General features: G+C 72.1%; 24 protein-coding genes. 13 read left to right on the plus strand and 11 right to left on the minus strand.

All coding sequences use genetic code 11. From position 1 onward, the window contains the following. The first annotated feature begins 49 nt into the window (after positions 1–49). The 3 genes from ABTZ58_RS12680 to ABTZ58_RS12690 all read left to right on the plus strand — a co-directional run bounded on the left by ABTZ58_RS12680 (position 50) and on the right by ABTZ58_RS12690 (position 3,806). Complete coding sequence (locus tag ABTZ58_RS12680; RefSeq protein ID WP_351354337.1) at positions 50–895, plus strand: LLM class F420-dependent oxidoreductase; 846 nt, start codon at positions 50–52, stop codon at positions 893–895. 76 nt (positions 896–971) lie between these two features. After that, the gene (locus ABTZ58_RS12685; RefSeq protein ID WP_351354340.1) at positions 972–1,178 is read left to right on the plus strand and encodes a hypothetical protein; all 207 of its coding nucleotides are present in this window, start codon (positions 972–974) and stop codon (positions 1,176–1,178) included. Between the two features lie 42 nt (positions 1,179–1,220). Next, the gene (locus tag ABTZ58_RS12690; protein ID WP_351354343.1) at positions 1,221–3,806 is read left to right on the plus strand and encodes a bifunctional FO biosynthesis protein CofGH; all 2,586 of its coding nucleotides are present in this window, start codon (positions 1,221–1,223) and stop codon (positions 3,804–3,806) included. A 6-nt stretch (positions 3,807–3,812) separates the two neighbouring features. Here the strand turns inward: ABTZ58_RS12690 and ABTZ58_RS12695 are convergent, their stop codons facing one another. Both ABTZ58_RS12695 and ABTZ58_RS12700 read right to left on the minus strand, forming a co-directional pair. Beyond that, entirely contained in the window at positions 3,813–5,222 is a 1,410-nt protein-coding gene (locus tag ABTZ58_RS12695) for a hypothetical protein (protein WP_502996057.1), read from the minus strand. A gap of 18 nt (positions 5,223–5,240) precedes the next feature. Next, positions 5,241–5,711 carry a GtrA family protein gene (locus tag ABTZ58_RS12700; protein ID WP_351354346.1) on the minus strand — a complete coding sequence of 157 codons (471 nt, stop codon included), beginning with the start codon at positions 5,709–5,711 and terminating at the stop codon, positions 5,241–5,243. A gap of 133 nt (positions 5,712–5,844) precedes the next feature. On the opposite strand from ABTZ58_RS12700, the gene ABTZ58_RS12705 reads away from it, so the two are divergent. Next, positions 5,845–6,843 (plus strand): glycosyltransferase family 2 protein, encoded by a 999-nt coding sequence (locus ABTZ58_RS12705; RefSeq protein ID WP_351354349.1) that lies wholly within the window; start codon positions 5,845–5,847, stop codon positions 6,841–6,843. A gap of 101 nt (positions 6,844–6,944) precedes the next feature. Then, entirely contained in the window at positions 6,945–7,499 is a 555-nt protein-coding gene (locus ABTZ58_RS12710; protein ID WP_351354352.1) for a hypothetical protein, read from the plus strand. Here ABTZ58_RS12710 and ABTZ58_RS12715 read toward each other — a convergent pair. From ABTZ58_RS12715 to ABTZ58_RS12725, 3 genes are read right to left on the minus strand one after another with little or no spacing between them, the layout of a single operon-like run. Continuing rightward, on the minus strand, positions 7,492–8,004 hold the full coding sequence (locus ABTZ58_RS12715; protein ID WP_351354355.1) for a DUF2165 domain-containing protein: 513 nt from the start codon (positions 8,002–8,004) through the stop codon (positions 7,492–7,494). The genes ABTZ58_RS12710 and ABTZ58_RS12715 overlap by 8 nt on opposite strands. Positions 8,005–8,025: 21 nt before the next feature. Next, a complete protein-coding gene (locus tag ABTZ58_RS12720) occupies positions 8,026–8,217 on the minus strand; it encodes a DUF397 domain-containing protein (RefSeq protein WP_351354358.1) in 192 nt (63 codons plus the stop codon). Further along, on the minus strand, positions 8,214–9,026 hold the full coding sequence (locus ABTZ58_RS12725; protein ID WP_351354361.1) for a helix-turn-helix domain-containing protein: 813 nt from the start codon (positions 9,024–9,026) through the stop codon (positions 8,214–8,216). The genes ABTZ58_RS12720 and ABTZ58_RS12725 overlap by 4 nt, the downstream gene beginning before the upstream one ends. 113 nt (positions 9,027–9,139) lie before the next feature. On the opposite strand from ABTZ58_RS12725, the gene ABTZ58_RS12730 reads away from it, so the two are divergent. The 4 genes from ABTZ58_RS12730 (at position 9,140) to ABTZ58_RS12745 (ending at position 12,865) form a co-directional block, all read left to right on the plus strand. Beyond that, positions 9,140–9,562 (plus strand): ATP-binding protein, encoded by a 423-nt coding sequence (locus ABTZ58_RS12730; protein ID WP_351354364.1) that lies wholly within the window; start codon positions 9,140–9,142, stop codon positions 9,560–9,562. Positions 9,563–9,704: 142 nt separating this feature from the next. Further along, complete coding sequence (locus tag ABTZ58_RS40170; RefSeq protein WP_502996058.1) at positions 9,705–10,013, plus strand: hypothetical protein; 309 nt, start codon at positions 9,705–9,707, stop codon at positions 10,011–10,013. A gap of 259 nt (positions 10,014–10,272) precedes the next feature. Beyond that, the gene (locus ABTZ58_RS12740) at positions 10,273–11,391 is read left to right on the plus strand and encodes an ADP-ribosylglycohydrolase family protein (RefSeq protein WP_351354367.1); all 1,119 of its coding nucleotides are present in this window, start codon (positions 10,273–10,275) and stop codon (positions 11,389–11,391) included. A 175-nt stretch (positions 11,392–11,566) separates the two neighbouring features. Further along, on the plus strand, positions 11,567–12,865 hold the full coding sequence (locus ABTZ58_RS12745; RefSeq protein ID WP_351354425.1) for a phytase: 1,299 nt from the start codon (positions 11,567–11,569) through the stop codon (positions 12,863–12,865). Positions 12,866–12,926: 61 nt separating this feature from the next. Here the strand turns inward: ABTZ58_RS12745 and ABTZ58_RS12750 are convergent, their stop codons facing one another. The 3 genes from ABTZ58_RS12750 to ABTZ58_RS12760 all read right to left on the minus strand — a co-directional run bounded on the left by ABTZ58_RS12750 (position 12,927) and on the right by ABTZ58_RS12760 (position 19,854). Then, positions 12,927–14,501 (minus strand): sodium:solute symporter family protein, encoded by a 1,575-nt coding sequence (locus ABTZ58_RS12750; RefSeq protein ID WP_351354370.1) that lies wholly within the window; start codon positions 14,499–14,501, stop codon positions 12,927–12,929. A gap of 331 nt (positions 14,502–14,832) precedes the next feature. After that, positions 14,833–16,707 carry a DUF8823 domain-containing protein gene (locus ABTZ58_RS12755; protein WP_351354373.1) on the minus strand — a complete coding sequence of 625 codons (1,875 nt, stop codon included), beginning with the start codon at positions 16,705–16,707 and terminating at the stop codon, positions 14,833–14,835. 195 nt (positions 16,708–16,902) lie between these two features. Next, a complete protein-coding gene (locus ABTZ58_RS12760) occupies positions 16,903–19,854 on the minus strand; it encodes a D-alanyl-D-alanine carboxypeptidase (RefSeq protein WP_351354376.1) in 2,952 nt (983 codons plus the stop codon). A 235-nt stretch (positions 19,855–20,089) separates the two neighbouring features. On the opposite strand from ABTZ58_RS12760, the gene ABTZ58_RS12765 reads away from it, so the two are divergent. From ABTZ58_RS12765 to ABTZ58_RS12775, 3 genes are all read left to right on the plus strand, one after another. Then, a complete protein-coding gene (locus ABTZ58_RS12765; protein ID WP_351354379.1) occupies positions 20,090–20,842 on the plus strand; it encodes a GOLPH3/VPS74 family protein in 753 nt (250 codons plus the stop codon). Between the two features lie 253 nt (positions 20,843–21,095). Beyond that, positions 21,096–21,953, plus strand: a complete 858-nt coding sequence (locus tag ABTZ58_RS12770; RefSeq protein WP_351354382.1) for a helix-turn-helix domain-containing protein — start codon at positions 21,096–21,098, stop codon at positions 21,951–21,953. A gap of 196 nt (positions 21,954–22,149) precedes the next feature. Beyond that, the gene (locus ABTZ58_RS12775) at positions 22,150–22,341 is read left to right on the plus strand and encodes a DUF397 domain-containing protein (protein ID WP_114253634.1); all 192 of its coding nucleotides are present in this window, start codon (positions 22,150–22,152) and stop codon (positions 22,339–22,341) included. A gap of 164 nt (positions 22,342–22,505) precedes the next feature. Here the strand turns inward: ABTZ58_RS12775 and ABTZ58_RS12780 are convergent, their stop codons facing one another. Both ABTZ58_RS12780 and ABTZ58_RS12785 read right to left on the minus strand, forming a co-directional pair. Further along, positions 22,506–23,015 carry a glutathione peroxidase gene (locus ABTZ58_RS12780; protein WP_351354386.1) on the minus strand — a complete coding sequence of 170 codons (510 nt, stop codon included), beginning with the start codon at positions 23,013–23,015 and terminating at the stop codon, positions 22,506–22,508. Positions 23,016–23,024: 9 nt separating this feature from the next. Further along, the gene (locus tag ABTZ58_RS12785; protein ID WP_351354389.1) at positions 23,025–24,008 is read right to left on the minus strand and encodes an ArsR/SmtB family transcription factor; all 984 of its coding nucleotides are present in this window, start codon (positions 24,006–24,008) and stop codon (positions 23,025–23,027) included. Positions 24,009–24,077: 69 nt separating this feature from the next. On the opposite strand from ABTZ58_RS12785, the gene ABTZ58_RS12790 reads away from it, so the two are divergent. Continuing rightward, complete coding sequence (locus ABTZ58_RS12790) at positions 24,078–25,310, plus strand: MFS transporter (protein ID WP_351354392.1); 1,233 nt, start codon at positions 24,078–24,080, stop codon at positions 25,308–25,310. On the opposite strand, the gene ABTZ58_RS12795 is transcribed toward ABTZ58_RS12790, so the two are convergent. Then, positions 25,273–25,962, minus strand: a complete 690-nt coding sequence (locus ABTZ58_RS12795; protein WP_351354395.1) for a nucleotidyl transferase AbiEii/AbiGii toxin family protein — start codon at positions 25,960–25,962, stop codon at positions 25,273–25,275. The two genes, ABTZ58_RS12790 and ABTZ58_RS12795, sit on opposite strands and share 38 nt — an antisense overlap. Positions 25,963–26,088: the final 126 nt, after the last annotated feature.

Here is a 26,088-nt window from a genome sequence, read left to right on the forward strand (position 1 = left end):
CCGACCGGTCGGTATGGACACCCGGGTCGGCCTCGGGTACAGATGGGTCATGCGCATCGCCGTGACGATCTTCCTCACCGACGAGACGATCACCCCGACCCGGCTCGCCCGGGAGCTGGAGGAGCGCGGTTTCGCCGGGCTGTACCTGCCCGAGCACACGCACATCCCCGTCGAGCGGACCACGCCCTACCCGGCGGGCGGGGAGCTGCCGCGCGAGTACGGCCGTACGCTCGACGCGTTCGTGGCGCTCGGCCAGGCCGCCGCCGTCACCGAGCGGCTCGGGCTGGGCACGGGCATCACGCTCGTCGCCCAGCACGACCCGATCGACCTGGCCAAGCGGATCGCCACCCTGGACCACCTCTCCGGCGGCCGCTTCACGCTGGGCGTCGGCTTCGGCTGGAACGTCGAGGAGGCCGCCGACCACGGCGTGCGCTGGCGCACCCGGCGCGAGCTGGTGAAGGACCGGATGGCGCTGATGCGGGCGCTGTGGTCGCCGGAACCGGTCGCCTACGAAGGGGAGTTCGGCGGCGTCCGGGCCAGTGAGGCGTACCCCAAGCCGGTGCGCGCGCCGCGCGGCCCCGTGATCGGCCCGCGCACGCTCGTCGGCGGCGCGGCCGGGCCCAAGCTGTTCGACCACGTCTGTACGTACGCCGACGGCTGGCTGCCCATCGGCGGCCGCGGCCTGTCCGAGTCCCTGCCGAGGCTGCGCGCCGCCTGGCGCGAGGCGGGCCGCGACCCCGAGGCCCTCCAGATCGTCCCGTACGCCGTCCACCCGAGCCCGGGCAAACTCACCCATTACGCCGACCTCGGCATCGAGGAGGTGGTGCTGCAGCTGCCGTCGGCGGGGGAGGGTGAGGTACTGAAGACGCTTGACGGCCTGGGGGAGTACCTCTGACAACGGGGGCGCCACGCAGCCGAGTTCGCCTCCCCAACTAAACTACGGGTCAGTGATCGACTCGGGGGAGAGCGTCTTGAGGCTTGCCTGGTTCTCCTGGCTCGCGCGCCATTTCGACGACTACGGCTACAGCCAGGGGCCGGTGCGCGGCGCCGTCGGCACTGCGGCGGTCCTGGTGACCGCCGCGCTGCTGTGGTTCGCCCTGCACCGCAACCGGCCGGCCGCGGTGGCCGCCGCCGGTGCGGTGTCCGCCCTGGGCATCGGATGGCTGGCCTTCCACTGACGGGCCCCGGGTGCCTGATCAGCGCACTCGTATGCTCGAAGGATGACGACTCCCGCGACCTCCGGAACCGGCCCCACCGAGAACTCCCTGCGTCGCGCCCTGAAACGGGCCAGGGACGGCGTCTCGCTCGACGTCGCCGAGGCGGCGGTGCTGCTCCAGGCCCGGGGCGGGCATCTGGAGGACCTGTCGGCCTCGGCCGCCCGGGTGCGGGACGCCGGGCTGGAGGCGGCCGGCCGGCCCGGCATCATCACGTACTCCAAGAGCGTCTTCATCCCCCTGACGCGGCTGTGCCGGGACAAGTGCCACTACTGCACGTTCGTCACCGTCCCCGGCAAGCTGCGCCGGGAGGGCCACGGGATGTTCATGTCCCCGGACGAGGTGCTGGACATCGCCCGCAAGGGCGCCGCCCTCGGCTGCAAGGAAGCCCTCATCACCCTCGGTGACAAGCCCGAGGACCGCTGGCCCGAGGCGCGCGAGTGGCTCGACGCGCACGGCTACGACGACACCCTCGCCTACGTCCGCGCCATCTCCATCCGCATCCTGGAGGAGACGGGCCTGCTGCCCCACCTGAACCCGGGCGTCATGAGCTGGGCCGACTTCCAGCGGCTCAAGCCCGTCGCGCCCAGCATGGGCATGATGCTGGAGACCACCGCGACCCGCCTGTGGTCGGAGCCGGGCGGCCCCCACCACGGCTCCCCGGACAAGGAGCCCGCCGTCCGCCTGCGGGTGCTGGAGGACGCCGGGCGGTCCTCCGTGCCCTTCACCTCCGGGCTGCTCATAGGCATCGGCGAGACCTACGAGGAGCGCGCCGAGTCGCTGTTCGCGCTGCGCAAGGTCTCCCGCGCCTACCACGGCGTCCAGGAACTGATCATCCAGAACTTCCGCGCCAAGCCGGACACCGCGATGCGCGGCATGCCCGACGCGGAACTGGACGAACTCGTCGCCACGGTGGCCGTCGCCCGCCTCCTCATGGGCCCGGGCGGCAACATCCAGGCCCCGCCCAACCTCGTCGACGACGAGTACGAACGGCTGATCCGTGCCGGCATCGACGACTGGGGCGGCGTCTCCCCGCTCACCATCGACCACGTCAACCCCGAACGCCCCTGGCCGCGGATCGAGCAGCTGGCCGAGAAGTCCCGGGCGGCCGGCTTCGAGCTGCGCGAACGGCTCTGCGTCTACCCGGAGTTCGTCCGGCGCGGCGAGCCCTGGCTGGACCCGCGGCTGCGCCCGCACGTGGCGGCCCTGGCCGACCCGGACACCGGCCTCGCCCGCCCCGACGCCCTGCCGCGGGGCCTGCCCTGGCAGGAGCCGGAGGAGGTGTTCGTCGCCTCGGGCCGTACCGACCTGCACACCTCCATCGACACGGACGGCCGCAGCTCCGACCGCCGGGACGACTTCGACGAGGTGTACGGCGACTGGGGCGCCCTGCGCGAGGCCGCCGCCCCGGGCATGGCACCCGAGCGCATCGACACCGACGTACGGCAGGCGCTGCGCACGGCCGCCGACGATCCGACGAAGCTCACCGACGGCGAGGCGCTGGCGCTGCTGCACGCGGACGGACCGGCGCTGGAAGCCCTGGCCCGGGTCGCCGACGACGTACGGAAGTCGGCCGTGGGCGACGACGTCACCTACATCGTCACGCGGAACATCAACTTCACCAACGTCTGCTACACCGGCTGCCGCTTCTGCGCCTTCGCCCAGCGCCGCACCGACGCCGACGCCTACACCCTCTCCCTGGACCAGGTCGCCGACCGGGCCCAGCAGGCGTGGGAGGTGGGCGCGGTGGAGGTCTGCATGCAGGGCGGCATCCACCCGGACCTGCCGGGCACGGCGTACTTCGACATCGCCCGGGCCGTGAAGGAACGCGTCCCGGGCATGCACGTGCACGCCTTCTCGCCGATGGAGGTCGTCAACGGCGCGACCCGCACGGGCCTGTCGGTCCGCGAGTGGCTGACCGCCGCCAAGGAGGCGGGCCTGGACACCATCCCGGGCACGGCCGCCGAGATCCTCGACGACGAGGTCCGCTGGATCCTCACCAAGGGCAAGCTGCCCGCGGCCGACTGGATCGACGTCGTGACGACCGCCCACGAGCTGGGCATCCGGTCGTCCTCGACGATGATGTACGGCCACGTGGACCAGCCCCGCCACTGGCTCGGGCACCTGCGCACCCTCGCGGACATCCAGCAGCGCACGGGCGGCTTCACCGAGTTCGTGACGCTGCCGTTCGTGCACACCAACGCGCCGGTCTACCTGGCGGGGATCGCCCGCCCGGGCCCGACCCTGCGGGACAACCGCGCGGTGACGGCCATGGCCCGGCTGCTGCTGCACCCGCACATCCCCAACATCCAGACCAGCTGGGTGAAGCTCGGCACGGAGGGCGCGGCGGAGATGCTGCGCTCGGGCGCCAACGACCTCGGCGGCACGCTCATGGAGGAGACCATCTCCCGGATGGCGGGCTCGTCGTACGGCTCGTACAAGTCGGTCCGGGACCTGATCGCCGTGGCCGAGGCGGCCGGGCGTCCCGCCAGGCCCCGTACCACCCTGTACGGCGAGGTCCCGCAGGAGCGGCAGCGGGCGGCGGCGGCCTCCGACGGCCATCTGCCGGAGCTGCTTCCGGTGCTGGACTGACGGGTCCTACTGGCCCCCGGCGTCCGCCGGCTGGTGCTCCGTCAGGGGCCGGCCGGTCGTGGCGCCGGGGTGCGCGGGCCGAGGGGGAGGCGTGCCGCGGCCCAGCCACAGCAGCAGCACCCCGAGGCCGCAGGCGAGCGCCGGCCAGTACACGTAGCGGAAGTCCGTCGCGGGCATGATCGGCAGATAGCCGAGGATGTAGGCCGCGGAGCTGATGCCCAGCGCCCGGACCGGCATCGAGAACAGACCCCGGCCGGGGCGGAGGGACAGCACCAGCGCGACCGCGAGCCAGAACCAGCCGCGGAACAGCCACCGCAGGTCCGTCGCCATGCCGTTGACGTACGTGCCGAGCATGGCCTCCAGTTGCGGGTGCGCCACCTCGATGCCCAGGTCGTTGCGGGTGATGCCCGCCTTGTACACGTAGTCGGTCTCGAACAGCAGCGTCGCGAAGAGCCGCAGCCGGTACTGCACGTACCCCGGCACGTGCCCGCGCATCTCCCGCAGCCACAGGGAGGTGATCTCGTCCGAGTCTCCGCGCAGCCCGTCGGCGGGGCGTTCGTAGCAGGCCCAGTAGGCGTCCGACAGGGCGCCGGTGCGGGCGCACTCCCGGGCCGAGGCCACGAGCCGGTCGCGCAGCGCGGGCGGGACGTCCGCCGAGCGCAGTTCGTCCACCGTCAGCACGTGCACCAGGTCGTCGAGCATGATCTGCGCGCCCTGCTTCGTCTGCAGCGGCTCGGCGAACAGGGAGATGGCGGCGGCGGGCACGACGAGTCCGGCCGCGAGCGCCGCCGTGCACGTCACCCACCTGCGGCGGCCGGGAGCGCGCCACAGCGCGAGGACCAGCAGCACGAAGACGGGGAGCGCGGCCAGGAAGGCGTTCTTGCGCACGAGCATGGCGTACGCCAGGAACAGCACGCCGAGACCGAGCAGTGCCCAGCGCACGGCGGGACGCGCGCCGGTGTCCCGGATCCGCAGCCCGGTGAAGGCGACCGCGCACGCCGCGAGCAGCGCGAACGCCGCGTGCACGTCCTTCCACACCACACCGGCGAACGTCAGCACGAACGGTGTGAGCCCCAGCCCGAGCACCGCGAGGGAACCGGCCCGGCTCCCGGTCAGTTCCCACACGGCCCAGGACAGCACCCCCAGCGCCCCCCAGAAGACGAGGGACTGCAGGACCAGCATCGACGTGATCGAGCCGGTCACCGCGATGAGGGCCCGCCACACCAGGCTCAGCACGGGCGGGTGCCAGTCGGTCAGGGGTCTGCTGCCCTCGGCCTGCTGGAGCTGGTCCAGGCTGTCGGGGCTCAGGAAGCCGGGGGCGAAGACGAGGACGGTGCCCAGGCAGCAGACCGCGGCGACGGCGGCCAGACCCGCGATCCAGCGCTGAGCACCCGACACCCGTCCCATTTGTGACATATGCCGGATGCTAGCGGCTCAGGGGGCGACGAAGACGTAGCGCCGGTAGGCGTAGAAGCGGAACAGCGTCGCGAGCACCCAGCCGAGGATGCGGGCGGTGTTGTCGCTGAGCGCCGAGTCGAGCCCGAGCAGCTGCCGCGAGGCGAAGACGGTCCCGGCGGTGATGACCAGCCCGACGCCGTTGGCGACGAGGAACAGCACCAGCTCGTGGGTCACCTTCTCGCGGTGCTGGTGGCGGTAGGTCCAGTACCGGTTGCCGACCCAGCTGAACAGCGCCGCCGCGCCCGTCGCCAGCACGGACGCCTGCACGGGGGCGGCCCGCATCGCCCCGCCCTGTGCGCCGCCGGGCAGGCCGAAGACCAGCAGGTTGTAGCCGCCGTTGTCGACGACGAAGGCCAGGGCCCCGACGACGCCGAACTTGGCGGCCTCCCGCCAGACGCCCCTGACGGCGTCACGCGCACGCAGCGTTACGGATGCGAGGACCGGCACACGGTGAGCGTAACGACCCGGCGCGCCCCCACCCCTCAGACGCGCTCATATCGCATGATTTCCCCACAAAAGCATGCCTGGTGAACAAGGCAGGCGAACAAGGCGGGCAACAGGGCATCGGTCCGGGTGAGGAGTGGTCGTGGAACCGACGATCGCGTGTGTCGTGCCGTGTCACAACGAGGAGGCGGCCGTCGGCAAGGTCGTCCGCGACCTGCGCGCCGCCCTCCCCGAGGCCGTCGTCTACGTGTACGACAACGCCTCCACCGACCGCACGGCGGAGCTGGCCCGGGAGGCCGGCGCGATCGTCCGGCACGAGTCCCGCAAGGGCAAGGGCAACGTCATCCGCCGCGCCTTCGCCGACGTGGACGCCGACGCGCTGCTCCTCATCGACGGCGACGACACCTACGACGCCTCCCGCGCCCGGGAGCTGGTCGACCTGCTCTTCGAGGGGCCGTACGACCAGGTCGTCGGCGCCCGCCGGGTCACCTGCGACGGGGCCTACCGGGCCGGTCACGCGGTCGGCAACAAGGTGCTCACCGGGGCGGTGCGCTCCCTGTTCGGCAACGACGTGACCGACATGCTCAGCGGCTACCGGGTCTTCTCACGGCGCTTCGTGAAGTCCTTCCCGGCGCTGGCCCGCGAGTTCGAGACCGAGACGGAGATGACCATCCACGCGCTGCACCTGCGGCTGCCCACGGCCGAGGTGCCCGTGGACTACCGGGTCCGGCCCGCTGGCGGCGAGAGCAAGCTGCGCACCTACCGGGACGGCTGGCGCATCCTGCGGGTCATCCTCGACCTGGCGCGCCGCGAGCGGCCCTCGCTCGTGCACACCGTGATCGCGGGCGTGCTGGCCCTGGTCTCGGTGATCCTCGGCATCCCCGTCATCGCCGAATTCGTCCGCACGGGCACCGTGCCCCGCGTCCCCACGGCGATCCTCGCCGCCGCGATCATGACGATCGCCGCGCTGGTCCTGCTGGTGGGCTACATCCTGGAGTCGCTCACGCACATGCGGCAGGAGCAGACCCGGCTGGTGCACCTCTCCTACCCGGCCCCGGTGCGGACCCCGCGCTACACCGCCCGCGGCGCCGGCACGGGTCCCGTCCCGGTCCGCAAGACCGCCGGGGGGCCCTGAGAAGCCGGGCCCCGAGGCAGTGGGGGAGCGGCGGGCGCGCAGTACGATGATCGGAACCCCCGGTGCTGTGCGGGGTCCCGTGACTGAGGAGATGCGTGCCGGTGCCTGCCCGACTTCCTTCGTGGGCCTGGACGTCCGGGCTGACCGTGGGAGCGATAGCCGCGGTGGCGGTCCTGGCCGTGCAGGCGGACAAGGGCCCGCATCCCACCGCGACCTCCGCCAAGCCGAGCAGCTCGGCGTCGGCCCGGCCCACGCCCACGGCGTCCGCCCCGGCCCGGGTCCCCGACGGTTCCGGCACCGGCCGGCGCATCGTCTACTCCCTGGGGGAGAAGAGGGTGTGGATGGTCGACGCGAGCGAGGCGACCCGCCGGACGTTCACCGTCTGGCCGGGCACGGTCAGCCCCGACCCCGGCACCTACACGATCTCGTCCCGCAACGCGGCCACGACCGGCTCCGACGGCGTCCCGATCGAGCACATCCTGTACTTCGCCGCGCAGGACGGTGTCTCCGTCGCCTTCTCCAACGCGGTCGACGGGTCCTCCCCGCCGCCCGCCGCCTCCGGTGGCAAGACCGGCGGGGTCCGGATGAAGAAGGCGGACGGCACGGCACTGTGGGCGTTCGGCACGGTCGGCACGACCGTGGCCGTGGTCAGGTAGCTGACGTCTCCGCACGCGGGGCCGTCAGCTGGTTGACGATCAGCACGATCCCGCTGAACAGGAAGATCCGGGTCGCGGCGTCCAGCCCGTTCCAGTTCTTCGACTGCCACATGGAGAACCACTCACCGCCGATCGCGATGAACCCGGCCCCGAACAGCAGCATCACCATCAGCAGCCCGTACGTCGACATCCGCCGGGCGCGCGTGGCATCGCGTCCGGCCCACAGCCACGTGCCGTATATGAGGACGAGTGCGGCGACGGTCTCCCACACGATGATCGCGACGTACGCGGCGTCCTGGAGCCCTTCGCTGGTGATGGCACGCCACATCAGGTCCTCGTCCTTGAACGTGGTGTCCATCGCCAGCACATGGCGGACGAACTGCTGGTTGGTGCCGAAGTCGGTGATGTTCCCGAAGGCGACCAGCGCCATGTAGAGGGCGATGGTCCCGGTGAGCAGCGTGGCGGCGAGGGACAGCCCGCCGCGGGGGGTTGTGGAGGTGGCCATGTCGATCATTCTGCCGACGTATCAGCGCTCCGTGGCAAACTCCAGGAACTCGGCCCAGGTGCCTGCGGTGAAGGTCAGACGGGCGCCGCCACTGTTCTTGGAGTCGCGTACGTGGATGGCGAGTTGAGGGGGAGGGGATATCGCGGCTTCGACGCAGTCGGCATCGTCGTTGCCGCTGTAGCTGCTCTTGAACCAGACGAGCTCTTGGGTCACGTCTCTTCTCCCAGTACTTTCTCGATGAAGGCTCGCGACTCCCGGGGCGAGAGGGCCTGCGCCCGGATCATTCCATAGCGCATGTCGAGGACCTGGACGTCCTTCGGGTCGGAGATGACTCGGTCGTGCAGCTGCCCCGCCGAGTGCCCCAGCGTCGTGCCGTCCCGCAGCTTCAGCACCCTGAACGGGCCCATCAAGCCCGCGTGATCCTCCCGTTCCGTAGGCATGACCTGGATCGATACGTGCCTCAACTCGGTTACCTCAAGCAGGTGTTCGAGTTGGCGGCGCAGAACCATCCTGCCCCCGAGGGGCCGTCGTAGTGTCGCCTCTTCCTGGACAAACGTGAGGAGTGGCCGGGGCACCTTCTCGAAGACGGCCTTCCGGGCCATGCGGGCGGCCACGAGCCGCTCGATCTCTTCCTCCGTGTAGGCCGGCCGCCGCATGGCGTACAAGGCGTGGGCGTACTCGGGCGTCTGGAGCAGGCCGTGGATGTGCAGCCCGGCGTAAGCCCCCAGCTCGACGGCGTCGTCCTCAAGCCTGGTGAGGTCCCGCACCTTCTTGGGATACCGAGCCTTCTCCACGTCCTCCTTCATCGCGGCCAGCTTGCCGCCGGCGCTGAGCACCTCGTCCGCCTTGTCTAGAAAATCCGGCTTGGGGATGCGGCGGGCCCGTTCCACGGACGACACCATCTCCTCCCCGTACCCGATGGCCGACCCCAGCTCCGCCTGCTTCAGTCCCGCCGCCTCGCGCCACATCTTGATCTGCCGCCCGACCGTCCTGAGCACGGCCGCCGCTTCCTCGTCCTCCACGCCTTCCCTCCCTGACGTACGACCCGTACGACCCCGCCGCGCGGCCGGACAGTCACGCTCCGTACCGAGGTCGTCGCTGTTCAGAGTAGGGACGGTCGGCCACGCTGGGTGACATGAGTCAGAAATCCCCCACCCGGATCCCCGCGCACACCCGCCACTTCGCCGTTCAGCTGTCGGCGACTCGAAGGGGTGCGCGACTGGCGCGGCTGCTCACCGAACGCCAACTCGACGCGTGGGGCGAGCCCTACGGCGCCGCCGCGCAGGTCGTGGCCGAGCTGGCGTCCAACGCCGTACGGCACGGACGCGTGCAGGGCAGGGACTTCCGGTTGCGGCTGAAACTGCGCGCCGACCGCACGCTGCGCGTCGAGGTCACGGACGCCCGGGGCGACCGGGTCCCGCGCGTCCCGGACCCGGTGGCGGGGGACGCGGAAGGCGGCAGGGGCCTGCTCATCGTCGAGGCGTACGCGGACCGTTGGGGCGTGACTCAGGCCCCGGCCGGAGCCAAGACGGTCTGGGCCGAACTGGCGTTGGCGTGACCGCGTCCCGGTGCGTCATGACCCGGGCGGTCCCGACGCCAAAACCAAAAGAACCGGGGAAAGAACCCACCCACCCCCACCGCCCCTGCGGCTCACCCGCAGGAGTGAACATCACCAACTCGACTGGCGCGGCAGGCAGTCGATGGTGCAGCGTCGGCGCAAACAACTCCAGACACGAATACGGCCCTCGCCGGGACTGCCATCCCACTGCGAGGGCCTGATCACGCGCCTGCTGCTCAGCGAGCGCGACGTACACCGCCTGGCCCCGGCGGTCACGGCGTGGCTGGAGCGCGGTGTCCCCGCCGAGGCGGTCCGGCGGGCCCTGACGACGGGCCTGCCGTCGGCTCCCATCCAGCACCCGGCGGCCTTCCTGGCCAGTGCTCAGAGCGACGGCCCGTACGGGCCGCTGATGCCGTGGCACGGATCGCCCCGAGCCGTCTCCCGACGCTGACGCAGCACCTCTTCGAATCCGGGACGCCGCAGAGGCAGGCCGGACTGCGCGAGTTCCACCTGTTGGGCGGGCGCGGTCTCATCAGCTTCCTTGGCGTGCCGCGCCACGAGTGTGTCTACGTCTGCAACGTGACCTGGTACGGCTGATAGACGCTCGGGGCATCCCGTCCCCACCCCGTTCCTCCCCCTGAACCCACCGTCCCCATTCGATTACAGTGGCGAGCTGTCGTACGTGTGGACGGTGCCCCTGGGAGGTCAAGGTGGGTGCGACTGCCGGTGCCGTCTGGGGACGTACGGAGCAGCAGGACTTCCGCAGCCGGGTGCGCGGGACGTTGCTCGGCACGGCCGTCGGGGACGCGCTGGGCGCGCCCGTGGACGGGCTGGGGATCGACGAGATACGGGAGGCGCACGGGGCCGGGGGACTGCTGGACCTGGCTCCGGCCTACGGCAGGCGCGGCGCCGTAACGCACCTCACCCAGCTGACCCTGTTCTCCGTGGACGGGCTGATCAGGGCCCAGGTGCGGCGGGACACCGGCGCCTGGCACCCGCCCACCGACCTGCACCGGGCGTACCTGCGCTGGGCCGCCACCCAGCGGGACTGGGGACCCGACGAGCGCCGCAAGGAGGACGGCTGGCTGGCGCGCGAGGAGTGGCTGTACGCCCGCCGCGACCCCAGCCGCGCGCTGCTCCTCGGGCTCGGCGACGAGACCATGGGGACTCCGGACGCGCCGAAGAACCCGGGGGAGGCCGGGCCCGAGGCCGCCGCCCGGTCGGCGCCGTTCGGGCTGCTCGTCGGGTGGGAGCCGCAGCTCGTCGCGCAGCTCGCGGTGGAGTGCGCGGCACAGACCCACGGACACCCGACGGCCTGCCTCGCGGCGGGCGCGTACGCCGTGATCGTGCACGGGCTGGCCCTCGGCGAGAGCCTCGACGGCGCTGTGCAGCGCGCCCTCGCCCTGCTCGCCGCCCGCCCCGGGCACCAGCCCGTCGCGGAGGCGCTGCAGCACGCGCTGGGCGCCGTGCGGCAGGGCATGCCGGGGCCCGAGCGGGTCGCCGCGCTGAGCGGGACGGGCACCGCCGAGGGGCTCGTCGCGGCCGCCGTGTACTGCGCGCTGGTCGCCGCCGACGTCCGCCACGGGCTGTGCCTCGCCGTCAACCACGACGGCCCCTCCGCCGCCACCGGCGCCCTGACCGGCGGCCTTCTCGGCGCACTGCACGGCGAGACGGCCCTGCCCCCGGCGTGGCTGGCCGAGCTGGAGGGCCGCCCCACGATCCTGGAACTGGCCGACGACTTCGCCATGGAGATGACCCAGGGCCCGGCCCTGCACGGCCCGGCGGGATCGTCCCCGGGCTGGCTGGCCCGGTACCCGCGCGCCGTGTAGGACGCGCCCTCTTCCCATTGCTCACTCCCGTGGCATGGACACGTCACCGTACAGTGGTCGTTCCGTCACCTTCGGTCCACAGGATCTGCACGGCCCGCGTGGGATCACCGTCCCGCGACCGCTGCACCGGGCCCCCGTCCGTTCATCCCCCCTTCGTGGAGGCACTGTGCGCAACCTGCGCGGGACACAGACGGCCGCGGTCGCCGCGGTCCTGACGGCCATGGCGGTTCTGCCCACCCCGGCCCTGGCCGCCGGCCCCGGGCTCCCGGGTGTGACCGCCACCAGCGAGACCCCGGCCCTGTACGGCGACGACACCGGCGGCAACGCCGACGCCGACGACCCGGCGATCTGGCGCAACGCCGCCGACCCCGACGCCAGCCTGGTGATCGCCACCGCCAAGGAAGGCGGCCTGCGCGTGTACGACCTGGCGGGCCGGGAGGTGCAGTCCATCCCGGCGCCCCCCGCGCCCACCCCCGACGACAAGCCGGGCCGCTTCAACAACGTGGACCTGATCTCCGGGTTCCCGCTGCCGACCGGCCGCGCCGACATCGCCGTCGTCACCGACCGCGGCCGCGACCACCTGCGGATCTACCGCATCACCCCGGGCGCCGCCCGCCCGCTGACCGACATCACCGACCCGAACGCCCCGCTGGTGTTCTCCACGACCCAGGACGAGGTCAACGACCAGGCCACCCCCTACGGCCTGGCCACCTGGAAGGACAAGGCCACCGGCCGCTCCTACGCCGTGGTCAGCCGGCGCAGCCGCACCCGGCTCGCCCTGCTGGAGCTGAGCACGACCTCCCGCGGAGCGGTCTCCTACCGGAAGGTGCGCACCTACGACCTGCCCGCCTCCTTCACCCTCCCGGACGGCACGTCCTGGAGCCCCTGCGCCGACCCCGGCGACCTCCCCCAGGTCGAGGGCATGGTCGTGGACCCGGTGAACAAGGTGCTCTACGCCGGCCAGGAGGACGTCGGCATCTGGCGGCTGCCCGCCGACCTCACCGGCAAGCCGAAGCTCGTCGACAAGGTCCGGGAGTACGGCGTCCCCGCCACCTACGACGAGGCGACGGAGGAGTGCGTCGCGGGCGCCGACCCCGGTTACGGCGGCACGCACCTGTCCGCCGACGTCGAGGGCCTGACCCTCCTCGACGAGGGTGACGGAGACGGCTACCTGCTCGCCTCCAGCCAGGGCGACGACACCTTCGCCGCCTACGACCGCGAGGTCTCCGACGGCAACGAGTACGAGAGCGGCTTCCGGATCACCGCCGGGACCGTCGACGGTTCCGAGGAGTGCGACGGCGCGGCCGTACTGAACGCCCCGCTCGGCTCCCGCTACCCCAACGGCCTGCTCGTGGTGCAGGACGGGCACAACACCCCCGCCGAGACGGACGCGGACGGGGAGGTCCGCGACAACACGAACTTCAAGTTCGTCGACCTGCGCGAGGTCACCGGCGCGCTGGACGAGGACGACTGAACAGCCTGACGCCCCCGCCCGTTCGGGGCGGGGGCGCACGGTCGTCGCGGGCGTGCCGCGGCTAGTCCTTCACGGTGGTGCGCACGGTGGCGTCCTGGGCGCCACCCGCCGGGGCGGGCACGGTGGCCGCCGCGGCCCCGTCGCCGTCCGTGTTGATCTTCTCGATGAGCGCGAGACGCTCGGGGGTGTCCTCGGGCCTGATGTAGCCGATCACGATGTACAGGACCAGGGACACCGCCAGCGGGATCGACACCTGGTACTGGAGCGGTACGCCGCCCTCGACGTTCCAGTTGATCGGGTAGTTCACCAGCCAGAAGGCGAACAGGCCCATCGACCAGCTGGCCAGCGCCGCGGTCGGGCCGGAGCGGCGGAACGCCCGCAGCAGGCCCAGCATCATCGGGATCGCCATCGGGCCCATCAGACCGGCCACCCACTTGATGACGACCGTGATGATGTCCTTGAACGCGGGTGAGTTGACCTGCGTCGCCGCCGCCATGGACAGACCGAGGAAGACGACCGTCGCGATCCGCGCCACCCGCAGGCCCTGGCTCTGGTTCCAGGCCCGGGCCCGCGCCCAGATCACCGGCGCGCAGTCCCGGGTGAACACGGCCGCGATGGCGTTGGCGTCGGAGGAGCACATGGCCATGGTGTGCGAGAAGAAGCCGACGATGACCAGTCCCAGCAGGCCGTGCGGCAGGAGCTGTTCGGTCATCAGGGCGTACGAGTCGGAACCGTCCGGCTTCTGCGACTCGACCAGCAGCGGCGACATCCACATGGGGAAGAACAGCACCAGCGGCCAGACCAGCCAGAGGATCGCCGACAGCCGGGCCGAGCGCTCGGCCTCCTTGGCGTTCGGGGTGGCCATGTAGCGCTGGGCCTGGTTGAGCATGCCGCCGTTGTACTCGAACAGCTTGATGAAGAGGAACGCCAGCAGGAACACCGTGCCGTACGGGCCGACCAGCGGTTTCTCGTGGCCCTGGAGTTCGGGGGAGTCCCAGACGCCGAAGAAGCCGCCGTGGTCGTCGAGCCGGACGAACACCGCCGCGAACATCGCGATGCCGGCCAGCAACTGGATGATGAACTGGCCGAGTTCGGTCAGCGCGTCCGCCCACAGGCCGCCGATCGTGCAGTAGATGGCCGTGATGCCGCCGGTGATGAGGATGCCCTGGTTGAGGGAGATCCCGGTGAAGACGGAGAGCAACGTGGCGATCGCCGCCCACTTCGCGCCCACGTCCACGATCTTCAGCAGCATGCCCGACCAGGCCAGCGCCTGCTGGGTCTTCAGGTCGTAGCGGTTCTTCAGGTACTCCAGCGGGGACGCCACATGCAGCCGGGAACGCAGCCGGTTGATGCGCGGGGCGAACAGCTTCGACCCGATGGCGATGCCCAGGGCGATGGGGAAGGACCAGGTGACGAACGACGTGACGCCGTAGGTGTAGGCGATGCCCGCGTACCCGGTGAACATCACCGCGCTGTAGCCCGACATGTGGTGCGAGATGCCGGACAGCCACCACGGCATCTTGCCGCCCGCGGTGAAGAAGTCGCTGACGTTGTCCACCCGTTTGTGCGACCAGACGCCGATCGCGACCATCACGGCGAAGTAGCCGATGAGCACGGCCCAGTCGAGACCGTTCATGTGCGCCCTCCCAGGGATCAGCCCGGCGCTCATCGTGGGCGCTGTCGCGTGAACACGACAAGTGACCGTTGAGTCAAGGGGAGGTAAAAATGTTCGACGTGATGGCCTTGGTTCACCTACATGAACGCGTCACGCCAGCTCTCCGGCGTTGACCAGCAATGACTGTCCGATGATCGCCGGGGCCCGGTCCGACGCCGGAACACGACAGACAGCCCCGGGTCATCCGCAGCGAGCGTCTTCCCCGGGGCAATGGCATCGCAGGCATCCCCGGAATCCCGGGCGCATTGTCTGACGGAACGTCAGAAAACGAACCGTCTGCCGAGGAAGGGGGTCAGCGCAGTTCCTCCGGGCACGGCGTGCCGCGCGGGAGCTGGTACGGCGCCGCCAGGCGGTACGTGCCCGGCTTCGGCGCGAGGAGCTCCGTCCAGCGGTCGCCCTGGGCGTCCTCCTCCGTCTCCCGCAGACAGCCGTTGACGTTGACGTACGACTTCGGCTCGCCCTCCGGCCGGTCCTTGGAGGCCTCCGTCTCCTGCGGCGGCTTCAGGCTCTTGCCCTCCGCGTCGACGATGCTCAGCCACGGCGAGTACGGGATGCGGACCAGGATCCGGCCCGCCTTGCGCACCTGGAGGACCATCTCGCCCTGCTCGGCCCGGTCGACGACGGCGTTCGGCTCGGCCAGCGGGGTCGGATCGGTGACCTTGAACAGCTGCCAGTTGGCGTCGCCCCACACCTGCGTCAGATAGGGCAGACCCCGCTGCACCAGCGCCCGCTCCCGCTCGCCGCCGTCGCCGTCCGGCTCGTCCTTCGGCAGCACGACGTAGTGGACCGCCCAGCGCTTGAGCCACTCGCGGTAGTTCGCCGAGTTCAGGGTGTCGTCGTAGAAGAGCGGGTTGCGCTCCATGTCGGCCTGGCGGTTCCAGCCGCGGGCCAGGTTGACGTAGGGCGCGAGGGCGGACGCCTCGCGGTGGGAACGGGCCGGGACGACCTCGACCCGGCCCTTCTCCGCGCCGACCTCCTGCAACTCGTTGACGAGCGGGGCGAGCTCGCGCGACCAGGAGGCCGCCGGGGCCGTGTGCACGATGTCGTCGACCGTCTTGAAGCCGATCCACACCCCGAAGCCGACCAGGGCGACCACGGCCGCATACCACTTGCGGCTGCGCTCCACCGTGAACGGGAGCGCGGCGACCAGCGCGACACCGGCGAACAGCATCGCCAGACGCGTGATGTTCGAACCGATCTGGGAGCTGATCAGCCACACCAGCACGACCCCCAGGCCGTACACCGCGGCCGTGAGCCGGACCGTCTTCCAGTCCCGCGGCACCAGCACCAGGACCAGGACGGAGAACGCCAGCGGCAGTACCACCGAGCCGAACATCATCGGCTGCGTCCCCGAGAACGGGAACAGCCACGCCGACACCGCGACCACCGCGCTCGGCGCCAGACCCAGGGCCCACGCGCCCGGCCGCCGCTTCTGCAGGAACAGCGCCACGGCCACCAGGCCCACGAACAGGCCCGCCACCGGCGACGCCATGGTGGCCAGCGCGGCCAGCGGCGCCGCGCACAGGGCCTTCGCCCAGCGCTTGTAACGCCACCGGTACGGCCAGCAGAACACCACCGCCACCGCGCCGAGCGCGAACATCATGCCCAGACCGAAGGTCACCCGGCCGGACACGGCGTTGCAGAACAGCCCGAACACGCCCGCCAGCGACGCCCACAGCGGATTGCGGACGGCACGGGACCGCAGCAGGAGCAGGGTGAGCAGCCCCGCCGAGACCGTCCCCGCGATCATCATGGTCGTCCGCACCCCGAGCACGGACATCAGATACGGCGACACCACGCTGTACGACACCGGGTGCATGCCGCCGTACCAGGCGAGGTTGTACGCCGAGTCCGGATGCCGGCCGACGAACTCCGCCCACGCGTCCTGCGCGGCCAGGTCACCCCCGCTGTTCGCGAAGGTGAAGAACCAGATGACGTGCAGCACCCCGGCGAGCCCGGTGATGGAGAGCACCGGGTGGCGCAGCATCCGCTCCCGCACGGCCAGCACGAAGGGGGGCCAGCGGAATCCGGGGGACGCGCTCTCGGGCACGGGGTCGGCCGTGCCGTCAGGTGTGCCGGGGTCCGGCGTTCTGGACGCGCGTATTCGCGGGCCGGATACGCGGCCCGGACCGGTGTCGTCTGCGCGTGTCGGCTCCGCAGTGGCCACTCGAAGGCACTCCCCGTGTCCCGTCTTTCCGTTCCCGGCTTCTTCCCCCGGCCGCGTCCCGTTCGCCCCCGGTTCCCGGCCGCGCCGCCGCGCACGGCGACCTGCCCCGATTCGCGACGCTAGCACGCACCCCGCCGGGCAGAGCCCGGACGGGCCGCCACCGGCGGGGTGCGCTCGCCCGGGCGCCGCCCCGGCTCAGCCGATGCGGGTGAGCTTGGCCCCGAAGCCCGGCTCCACCAGGTCCTCCTGGAGGGCGACCGGAACCTTCACGGCGCCGCTGCTGCCGTCCCCGACGGTGAGCGTGCCCACCTTGGTGCCGGCCTCGGCCGTGTGCGGCAGGTCGTCCGCCGCGAACGTCAGCTTCACGGACAGGCCCGCCCAGCCGACGGCCGTGACGTCCTCGGTGACGGCGACCGGCGTACGGCCGCCGAGCCCGTCGTCGGCGTACCCGACGACCGTGCCCTTCTTCAGGATCGTCGCCGACTCCAGCGCGCCCTGCGCGGCCCGGATCAGCCGGTCGCCCTCGTGCAGCGCGGCGCCCAGGATGGTGTTGTCGGGGCCGCCGGCGGGCTGGCGCACGACCGCGCCGATGATCCGGTGCGTCTCGCCGTTCACGTCCTTCTTCGCGGAGAAGACGAGGTTGCCGAGGGCGGAGGTGGTGGTGCCGGTCTTGATGCCGGTGACGTCGTTGGAGCCGACCAGGCGGTTCCAGTTGTCGTGCCTGGTGCCCTTGTAGTCGACGTACGACATCATCGCCGCGACCTCGCGGAAGGCGGGCTGCTGCATGGCGGCCTTGGCGAGCTTCACCTGGTCCACGGCCGTGGAGACGGTCGTGTTGTTCAGGCCCGAGGGGTCGGTGTACGTCGTGTTCTTCATGCCGAGGTCCTTGGCGGCGTCGTTCATCTTCTGCACGAACGCCTTCTCGGACCCCGCGTCCCAGCGGGCGAGCAGCCGCGCCACGTTGTTCGCGGACGCGATCAGGATGCTCTCCAGGGCCTCCCGCTGGGTGATCTTGTCGCCCTTGGTGACGTCGACGGTGGACTCCTGGCCGGCGTCGGACTGGTCCTCGGCGGCCTGGTCGATGTCGATCTTCGGCCCCTCGGCGCCGCTCTTGAGCGGGTGGTCGCGCAGGATCACGTAGGCGGTCATGACCTTGGCGACGCTGGCGATCGGCACGGGCTTCTGCTCGCCGGACGAGCCGAACGTGCCGATGCCCTGGACGTCCAGCGCGGCCTGGCCCTTGGTGGGCCAGGGGATGTCGGTCCGGCCGCCCTCGAAGGTGTAGCTGTCCTTCGCGGTGAGTTCGAGGGTGGGCGTCGGCAGCGGGCGCACGCTCTGCACGACCGCGAAGACGATCACCAGCAGCAGCACCAGCGGCGTCCAGATCTTCACCCGCCGCACGGCCGTGCGCAGCGGGGTCTCCGGGGGCGGCGGGGTGTTCGTCAGCTCGGCCAGCAGGTCCAGCGGCGGCTTCGGCGGCAGCGGCTGCTGGGTGGTGCGCTCGGGGCCGACGGTGGGGACGGGGGCGGTGGCCTCGGCGGGCGGGACGGGCTGCCGGGCCGCCGGGTCGTCCAGCGGCTTGAGCGCGACGAACTTGCTGGTCCGCTCGGCGTCCTTCTCGGGAGCGTCCGTCTTCCCGGCCGCGTCCTTGGTGCCGCCACCGAGCTTGAGCATGGTGGTGGGCTGATCGACCGGGGGCCGTACGGCCTTGAAGACGGCGGTGGGCTGGTCGACGGGCGGCGCGGAGACCTCGCCACCGGCCGCCTCGCCGGTGCCGGCCTTGCGGTCGCCCGCCTCGGTGCCGTCGGCGTTGCCCGTGCCGGCCTTGCCCGTGCCGGCGTTGCCCGTGCCGGCCTTGCCCGTGCCGGCGTTGCCCGTGCCGGCGTTGCGGTCGTCGGCCTTGCCCGTGCCGGCGTTGCGGTCGTCGGCCTTGCCGTCGCCCGCCTTGCCGTCATCGGCCTTGCCGGGGCCGGCCTGGTCGGTGTTGGAGGCCGGGGTCTTGCCGGTGGCGGTGCCGGTGGTGCCGGTGGCGGCAGTGCTGGTGGTGGCCGTGGGTGCGGGCTCGGTGTCGGTGGCCGGCCGGGACTCGCCGTCGGCCTCGGAGGCGTCCGCGTCGGAGGCCGCGCCGTCCGTGTCCCCGTCGGTGGCGGTGTCCGCGTCGGGCTCCGCCTCGGCGTCGCCGCCGGAGGTACGGGGGGCGGCGGTCTCGGATGCCTTGTCGCCGGTGCTGTCCGCCGCCGCGGAGGGGCTCGGGCCGCTCGCCTTGCCGCCGGCGGCGTCGTCGGCCTTGAGGGCAGCGGCGGCCTCACCGTCGACGGAGCCGGCTGGCCCGGTCTTCTCCGTGCGCGTGCTGCCACCGGCCGTGGCGGAACGGTCCGCCTCCGGCTCCTCGGCCCCGTCCGGGCCCCGGGAGCCCGTCGGCGCCGCCTCAGCGGCCTCCTGGGCGTCTTCCAGGGCATCCATGGCCTCGTCCGCCTCGTCCGTCTCGTCCGCCGCGTCGGCGGCCTCCCGGTCACCCCGGGCAAGCTCGCCGGACCCGTCGGCGCCCTCGGCGTCCGCGCGGTCCTGCCGCCCCTTGTCGGCAGGGTCGGCGTCCGTGCCGGCGTCGGTGATCGGTGCGCCCGCGGCCTCCAGGGTCTCCGGGGCCTCCGCGTCTCCGCCGTCGCGCACGTCCGAGCCGGCCTCAGGGGCCTCGTGCCCCGGCTCGGCGTCGGCCTTCCGGGCCTCCCGGGAGTCCGCGCCCGTGCCGGTCTGCTTCTCGTCGCCGTCGGCCGAAGCGACCCACGCCGCCACCGCTTCCCGCACCCGTCCGTCCGAGCCGCCCGCACCCCGCTCACAGGAGTCCCCACCGGACGTTTCCACGGACTTGGCGGACTCGGCGGCATCGGCGGGCTCGGCGGCCTCCTCGGGAGCGGAGTCGCCCGCGCCGCGCTCCGCGTCCCCCCGCTCCTCGGCCGTCCGCGCGGACAGCACGCGGGTCGCCGTGTCGACACCCGCGCGCCCCGAGGACTTCTTCGCCTCCCGCGCCATCGCGAGCCGCGGGTCCGCTGACTCGCTCCTGGCCCCGGGAACCGGACCCGCGCTCCCCGACGTCGGTTCTGCCGACGACTCGCGCTGCTTCGACCTGTCGGGGGACTCGCCCGCCACCGATGCCTCCTCCTCGCGCCGCACCACCCGCGTGCGCGTACCGAACGTGAACCGCCGCCCTGACAACGCTCCCCGGCGCTGTCCGAACCATGTACCAGTGTCCTGTGTGCGGACCGGATCCATCCGGTAGACGAGAACGACATACCTACTGGTTCCACTACGAACCGGTCACGCACCCTCGACAGACCAATGTGAGAGGGGTCACCCTGTCATTCATCCACGCGGGGAGGCATGGATGGGCAGGAGCCGCAGAACACTTCCGGAGGAGCTTCTGCTGCTGGCGTTGGACCCGGCCACGGGTACCACTGCACAGCCGCAGTCGCTCGACCTCGGTCTGGCCGGAGCACAGCTAGTGGAGCTGGCGCTGGCCGGACGGATAGCCCCAGACGGGGATCGTATCGCCGTGGTGGTACCACGGCCGACTGGAGATCCGACTCTGGACTGCGCGTTGGAGTTGCTGCGAAGGCGCGGCGCTCCCGTACGGGCGGTCCACTGGATAGGCGGGCCGCGCTTGGGGCTCCGCCAGACCTACCTCTCGCATCTGGAGCGGTGCGGCATGGTGCATGCCGTGGCGGGCCAGATGTGCGGAGTGCTGCCGACGACTCGCTACCAGGCGACGGACAACGAGATCAGCCGGGAGATCAGGGCCCGGCTGGACTCCGCGATCCGCACCGGCGTACCGCCGGACCCGCGGACCGCGGCGCTCGCCGCGCTGGCGCACGCGGTCGGCCTCGGCAAGCACCTGTACCCGGGCAACGAGGGACGCTCCTCTCGCTCCCGGCTCAGGGACCTGATCAGGCACGACCCCATGGGCGGTCTCGTCGCGCACGCCGTGATGGACGTCCAGAACGGCGTGGCGGCCCAGCCGCGCCGCAGCCCGGCCCCGTCCGGCCGTCCGGCCGCCGGAGCCAGGCCCGCACCGGAACCCGCCCGAGGTGTTCCGATGCAACCGCGCCACGGATCCATGGCGCGTGCCGTGGCCCACTGAGCCGCGCCGCACCACCGAGCACCACCTACGACCGGCACACATCACGGGACCCCACGAGCCCGGTCACGGGAGCCGCTGTCCGAGCGGGGCGGCGAGAGCGCAGACTCTCGCCGCCCCGCTCGGCGTGCCGTTCCCGAACTGGCGTGTACCCGTCGCATATCCACCGTTTCCCAGCGGTAGGAAGCACCTTGGTGGCAGTCTGCTCAACAGCAGATACGCAAAGTAGAGGCACGCAGCCGGAGGTGCACGTCCCGTGGCGTCCAATGTCAATCCCACCGTCAGGCGGCGCCGGCTCGGTCAGGAGCTCCGCAGGCTCCGCGAGCTCAAGGGCATGACGGCCGAGGAAGTGGCCGAGCGGCTGCTGGTGTCGCAGTCGAAGATCAGCCGCCTGGAGAACGGGCGGCGCAGCATCAGCCAGCGCGACGTGCGCGACCTGTGCGGGGTGTACGAGGTCGAGGACCAGCGGATCGTCGACTCGCTGATGCAGATGGCCAAGGACTCGCGCCAGCAGGGCTGGTGGCACGCCTTCGGCGACATCCCCTACTCCGTCTACATCGGCCTGGAGACGGACGCCGAGTCGCTGCGGGTCTACGAACCCCAGATCATCACCGGCCTGTTGCAGACGCGCGCCTACGCCGAGGCCATCATCCGGGGCGGTTCGCCCGAGGCGTCCGAGGCGGACCACGACAAGCGCGTCGAGGTCCGGCTGCGCCGGCAGGGCCGTATCACCGCCGAGACGGACCCGCTGCGGCTGTGGGTGGTGCTGGACGAGGCGTCCCTGCACCGGGTCGTGGGCAACAAGGAAGTGATGCGCGAACAGTTGGAGCACCTGATCGAGGTGTCGCAGCTGCCCCACATCACCGTGCAGGTCCTGCCGTTCGAGGTCGGCGCCCACGCCGGCATCAACGGCCAGTACTCGATCCTGGAGTTCGCCGACGCGGCCGACTCCAGCGTCGTGTACATCGAGGGCGTCACCAGCGACCTGTACCTGGAGAAGCCGCTCGACGTGCAGAAGTACACGGTGATGTACGAGCACCTGCGCGCCCAGTCGCTGAACGTGGACCAGTCGCGGCAGCTCATCGAGCGTCTGGCGAAGGACTACGCACGCTGAACCACCGCCGGAAGAGACCCTCCACCGGGCGAAGCGCGGGATGCTACACCCCTGACACGCCTGACTGGAAGTCTCCCCTGGAATATGCCATCCGGTCGAGTGAATGACTGCTCCGAACGAGGATGTGGGCGAGTAGCGTCGATCACGCCAACCACCAGCACGGGTTGGCGTAAACGCAACTGGCTACGGAGCGAACATGGCAATTCGTCTGGGCGCCACGGAAACGTGGACGACGTCCTCCTACACCAACAACAACGGCGCCTGTGTGATGGTCAGGTCGACCGTCGAAGAGGCCCTGGAGCTCGGGGACACCAAGGTCCCCGAGGGTCCCAAGCTGGCGTTTCCCGCCGACGCGTGGAACGCCTTCGTGGCCTCGGTCAAGGCCTGACCACGAGCTCGACAACAGCACAAGCACCACCGACAGGGCCCTCTCGACCAGTATCGCCGTCCTAGCCGAGAGGGCTCCGCTTGTGCCCGTGGGCCTCCGAGGGGGGTTCAGCCGACCGGGAACGCGACGTCACGCACCGGGTCCATCCTGGAAGCGGCGGGGCCTCAGGCCAGCTGGGCCTCTATCGCCGCCACGACCTCGGCCGACTCCGGCTCGGTCTGCGGCGAGAAGCGGGCGACGACCGAGCCGTCCCGGCCGATCAGGAACTTCTCGAAGTTCCAGCGGATGTCCCCGCTGTGCCCCTCGGCGTCGGCGAAGCCGGTCAGACGGTCGTAGAGCGGGTGCCGGTTCTCCCCGTTGACCTCGACCTTCTCCGTCATCGGGAAGGTCACGCCGTACGTCGCCGAGCAGAACTCGGCGATCTCCTCGGCGCTGCCCGGCTCCTGGCCGAGGAACTGGTTGCAGGGCACGCCGAGGACGGTGAAGCCGCGCCCGGCGTAGCGCTCCTGGAGCTTCTCCAGGCCGGCGTACTGCGGGGTCAGGCCGCACTTGGAGGCGACGTTCACCACGAGCACCGCAGTGCCCGCGTACTGGGACAGGTCGGCGGGGCCGCCCTGCAGGGAGCCGATCTCGACGTCGAGGGGGGAGGAACCGGTGTGGTCAGTAGTCGTCATGAGCGGATGCTAGCTCCGGTGGGTCCCGGGCCGGTCCTGGGCCTCCACCAGGACCTGCCCCGCCGCCGTCCGCGAGTACAGCACCGACCTGCCCGCCCGGCGCCGCTCCACCAGCCCGGCGTCCAGCAGCACCCGCAGATGCCGTCCGACCGAGCCGAGCCCCTGACCGGTCACGGCCACCAACTGGCTGGTGCTCAGCGGGGAACCGAGCCGTACCAGCACCCCGGCGCGGGCCGGACCGAGCAGCGCGGCCAGGCTCGCGGGCACGGGCCTGCCACCCGGGTCGGCGAGGGCACCGGCACACGGGTAGACCAGCGCGTACCGGTCCGTCCCCTCCCACGACACCCAGCCGATCCGCTGCGTGGTGATCGGCACGAACACCAGCTCCGCGCCGGAGATCTCACGCGGCGGATACTCGTGCGCGTTGACCTGCAGCCGGTTCTCGCCCAGCCACCGTGTCCCCGGCCGCAGCGTGTCCAGCGCGCTCGCCCAGCCGCCCCGGCTGACCCGAGCCGTCCGTGCCACCACATCGGCTTCCAGGACGAGCCGCCGCCGGGCCCAGTACGGCCGCACGGCCGTGGCCCACACGTACGTCAGCAGGTCGGCGGCGCGCTCCGGCAGGTCGTCCCGCTCCAGCGGGGAGGGGACCGGGCCGCGCAGGGAGAGGGTGAGGTCGGCGCGGGCCCGCGCCGGGCAGGCCGCCCGCACCCGGGCGACCGCCTGCTCGAAGGTCTCCCCGTCGCGCGGGGTGGGGGACAGGAAGTCGGCCGTCCACTCCGCTCCGATCCCGGCCCGGACGAGCAGCGCGGTCACCGGGTCCCGCGCCAGCCGCCGCCGGTAGTCCGGTACATGCGCGTCGAGCCACCGGCGCTCGCCGGGATGCGCGGCCCCGGCCGTCTGCAGCAGCCGCAGGCTCCCGAAAGTCTCCGCGAACGGCGAGATCACGAACCGGCTCCCCGCGAGGGTGTCGGCGTTGATCTGCCACCAGCCCACGTCAGACCCTCCTTTCGCGCGTGCGCGAAACATTAACCCCGGCCTCCGGCCCGGACCGAGACTCCGCGCATGCGCAGCTACCGCGATCTGTTCCGCACACCCGAGTTCACCCCCTTCTTCCTGGCCGCGTCGGCGCAGACGGTCGCCCAGACCATGGGCGGACTGGCCCTGGGCACACTGGTGTACCGGCAGACCGGTTCGCCGCTGCTGTCCGCGGTGAGCATGTTCGGCTCGTCCCTCGTGCAGGTGCTGGGCGCCACGTTCCTGCTCTCGGCGGCCGACCGGCTGCCCCCGCGCGCCGCCCTGACGGCCCTGCCCCTGCTCTTCGCGGCGGCCACCGCCGCCCTGGCCCTGCCCGGCCTGCCGCTCTGGTCGCTCTTCGCGCTCGTCCTGGCCAAGGGGCTGGCGGAGTCGGTGGGCGGGGGAGTGCGCTGGGGCCTGCTGAACGAGATCCTCGGCAAGGACGGTTATCTGCTGGGCCGTTCGGTCTTCAACATGATGAGCGGCCTCATGCAGATCGCCGGCTACGCGACCGGCGGCGCCCTGGTGGCCCTTCTCTCCCCCCGCCTGTCGCTCCTGGCGGCGGCCGCCCTGTACGTCCTCGCGGCCGTGGTGGTCCGGCTGGGCCTGACCCGCCGCCCGCCCCGCACCACGGGCCGCCCCTCGGTGACGGCGACCTGGCGCGCCAACGCCCTGCTGTGGTCGTCCGCGCCGCGCCGCCAGGTCTATCTGGCCCTCTGGATCCCCAACGGGCTGATAGTCGGCTGCGAAGCCCTCTACGTCTCCTACGCGCCCGGGTCCGCGGGCACCCTGTTCGCCTGCGCCGCGCTCGGCATGCTGGCCGGGGACGTGCTGGTCGGCCGCCTGGTCCCACCCCGGCTGCGCCCCCGCCTCGGCTTCCCCCTGCTGCTGCTCCTGGCCCTGCCCTACCTGCCGTTCCTCCTGCACCCGCCGCTGCCGCTCGCCGCGGTCGCCGTCACCGTGGCCTCGGCCGGCTTCGGCGCGAGCCTGGTGCAGCAGGAGCGGCTGGTCGCCCTGACCCCGGACGAGCTGACGGGACACGCTCTCGGCCTGCACTCGGCGGGGATGCTCACGATGCAGGGCGTGGCGGCGGCCCTGGCCGGATCGGTCGCCCAACTGACCTCGCCCGCCCGGGCGATGACGGCGCTGGCGGCGGTGTCGGCGGGAGTGACCCTGGCGCTGATGGCGGCGGAGGGGCGGCAGCGGCGGCGGACGTCACCGCCGGCGGGCAGCGGACGGCCGTTCAGCCGTCCGTCTCCTCCGGGGCCTCGCCCTCGATGAGCCGTTCCGCGATGTCGTCGGCCCACTCCTGCGCCCAGCGGCGGAGCCCGGCCACGTCCCCGGCGTCCAGGCCCTGGGAGGTGAACGCCCTGTCGTCGAGCCAGTCCGTGCCGGTCAACCGGGCCTGGAGATCGGTCAGATCGAAGGTGTCCGGGGCGTGGCGGCGGCCGAGTTCCTCCAGTTCGGGGTGGCTCCAGCGGGCCGAGACGGCGTGCACGTCGACCAGGTCGCGGGGCAGTCCCCGGTCGGCCAGGTCCCGCACCCGGGTGCCGGCGAGGTCGTCCAGGGAGAGGGCCGGTCCGAGTTCCGTGGGCACGGGCGGCCGCCACAGCACCTCCTTGCGGAGACCGACCTGGCACTCCTCGCCGGTCGCCGCGTCCGTGACGAGGAACTGGGCGGACAGCGGCTCGGTCTCCAGCGTCTGCACGAGCCAGCCGCGCGCGACCAGCCCGGTGCGGACCGCGTCGGCGATGGCGTCCATCCCGGCGGGGTGCTCGGTGGCGAGGTCCACGTCCCGCCCGTCCCGGCCCACCAGCCCGTGCGCCAGCACCGCGGACCCGCCGGCCAGGACGAGCGCGTAGGCCTCACCCACCGAGACCAGATCGCCGAGGAGCCGGCTGATCGGCTGGGGGGCTGCGGGCGGGGCGGACATGTCCTGATTATCGCCGGGAGGCGGCGCAGGGCCGGGGCGATCGACCCGGACGGGTGAGCGCCGGCGGCCTGACGAAGGGGGCGCGACGGCCCGGGGGCCGTCTCGCCTCCACGCCGGGTGCCGCTT

This window comes from Streptomyces sp. NPDC094143 (assembly GCF_040303825.1).
Lineage (GTDB): Bacteria > Actinomycetota > Actinomycetes > Streptomycetales > Streptomycetaceae > Streptomyces.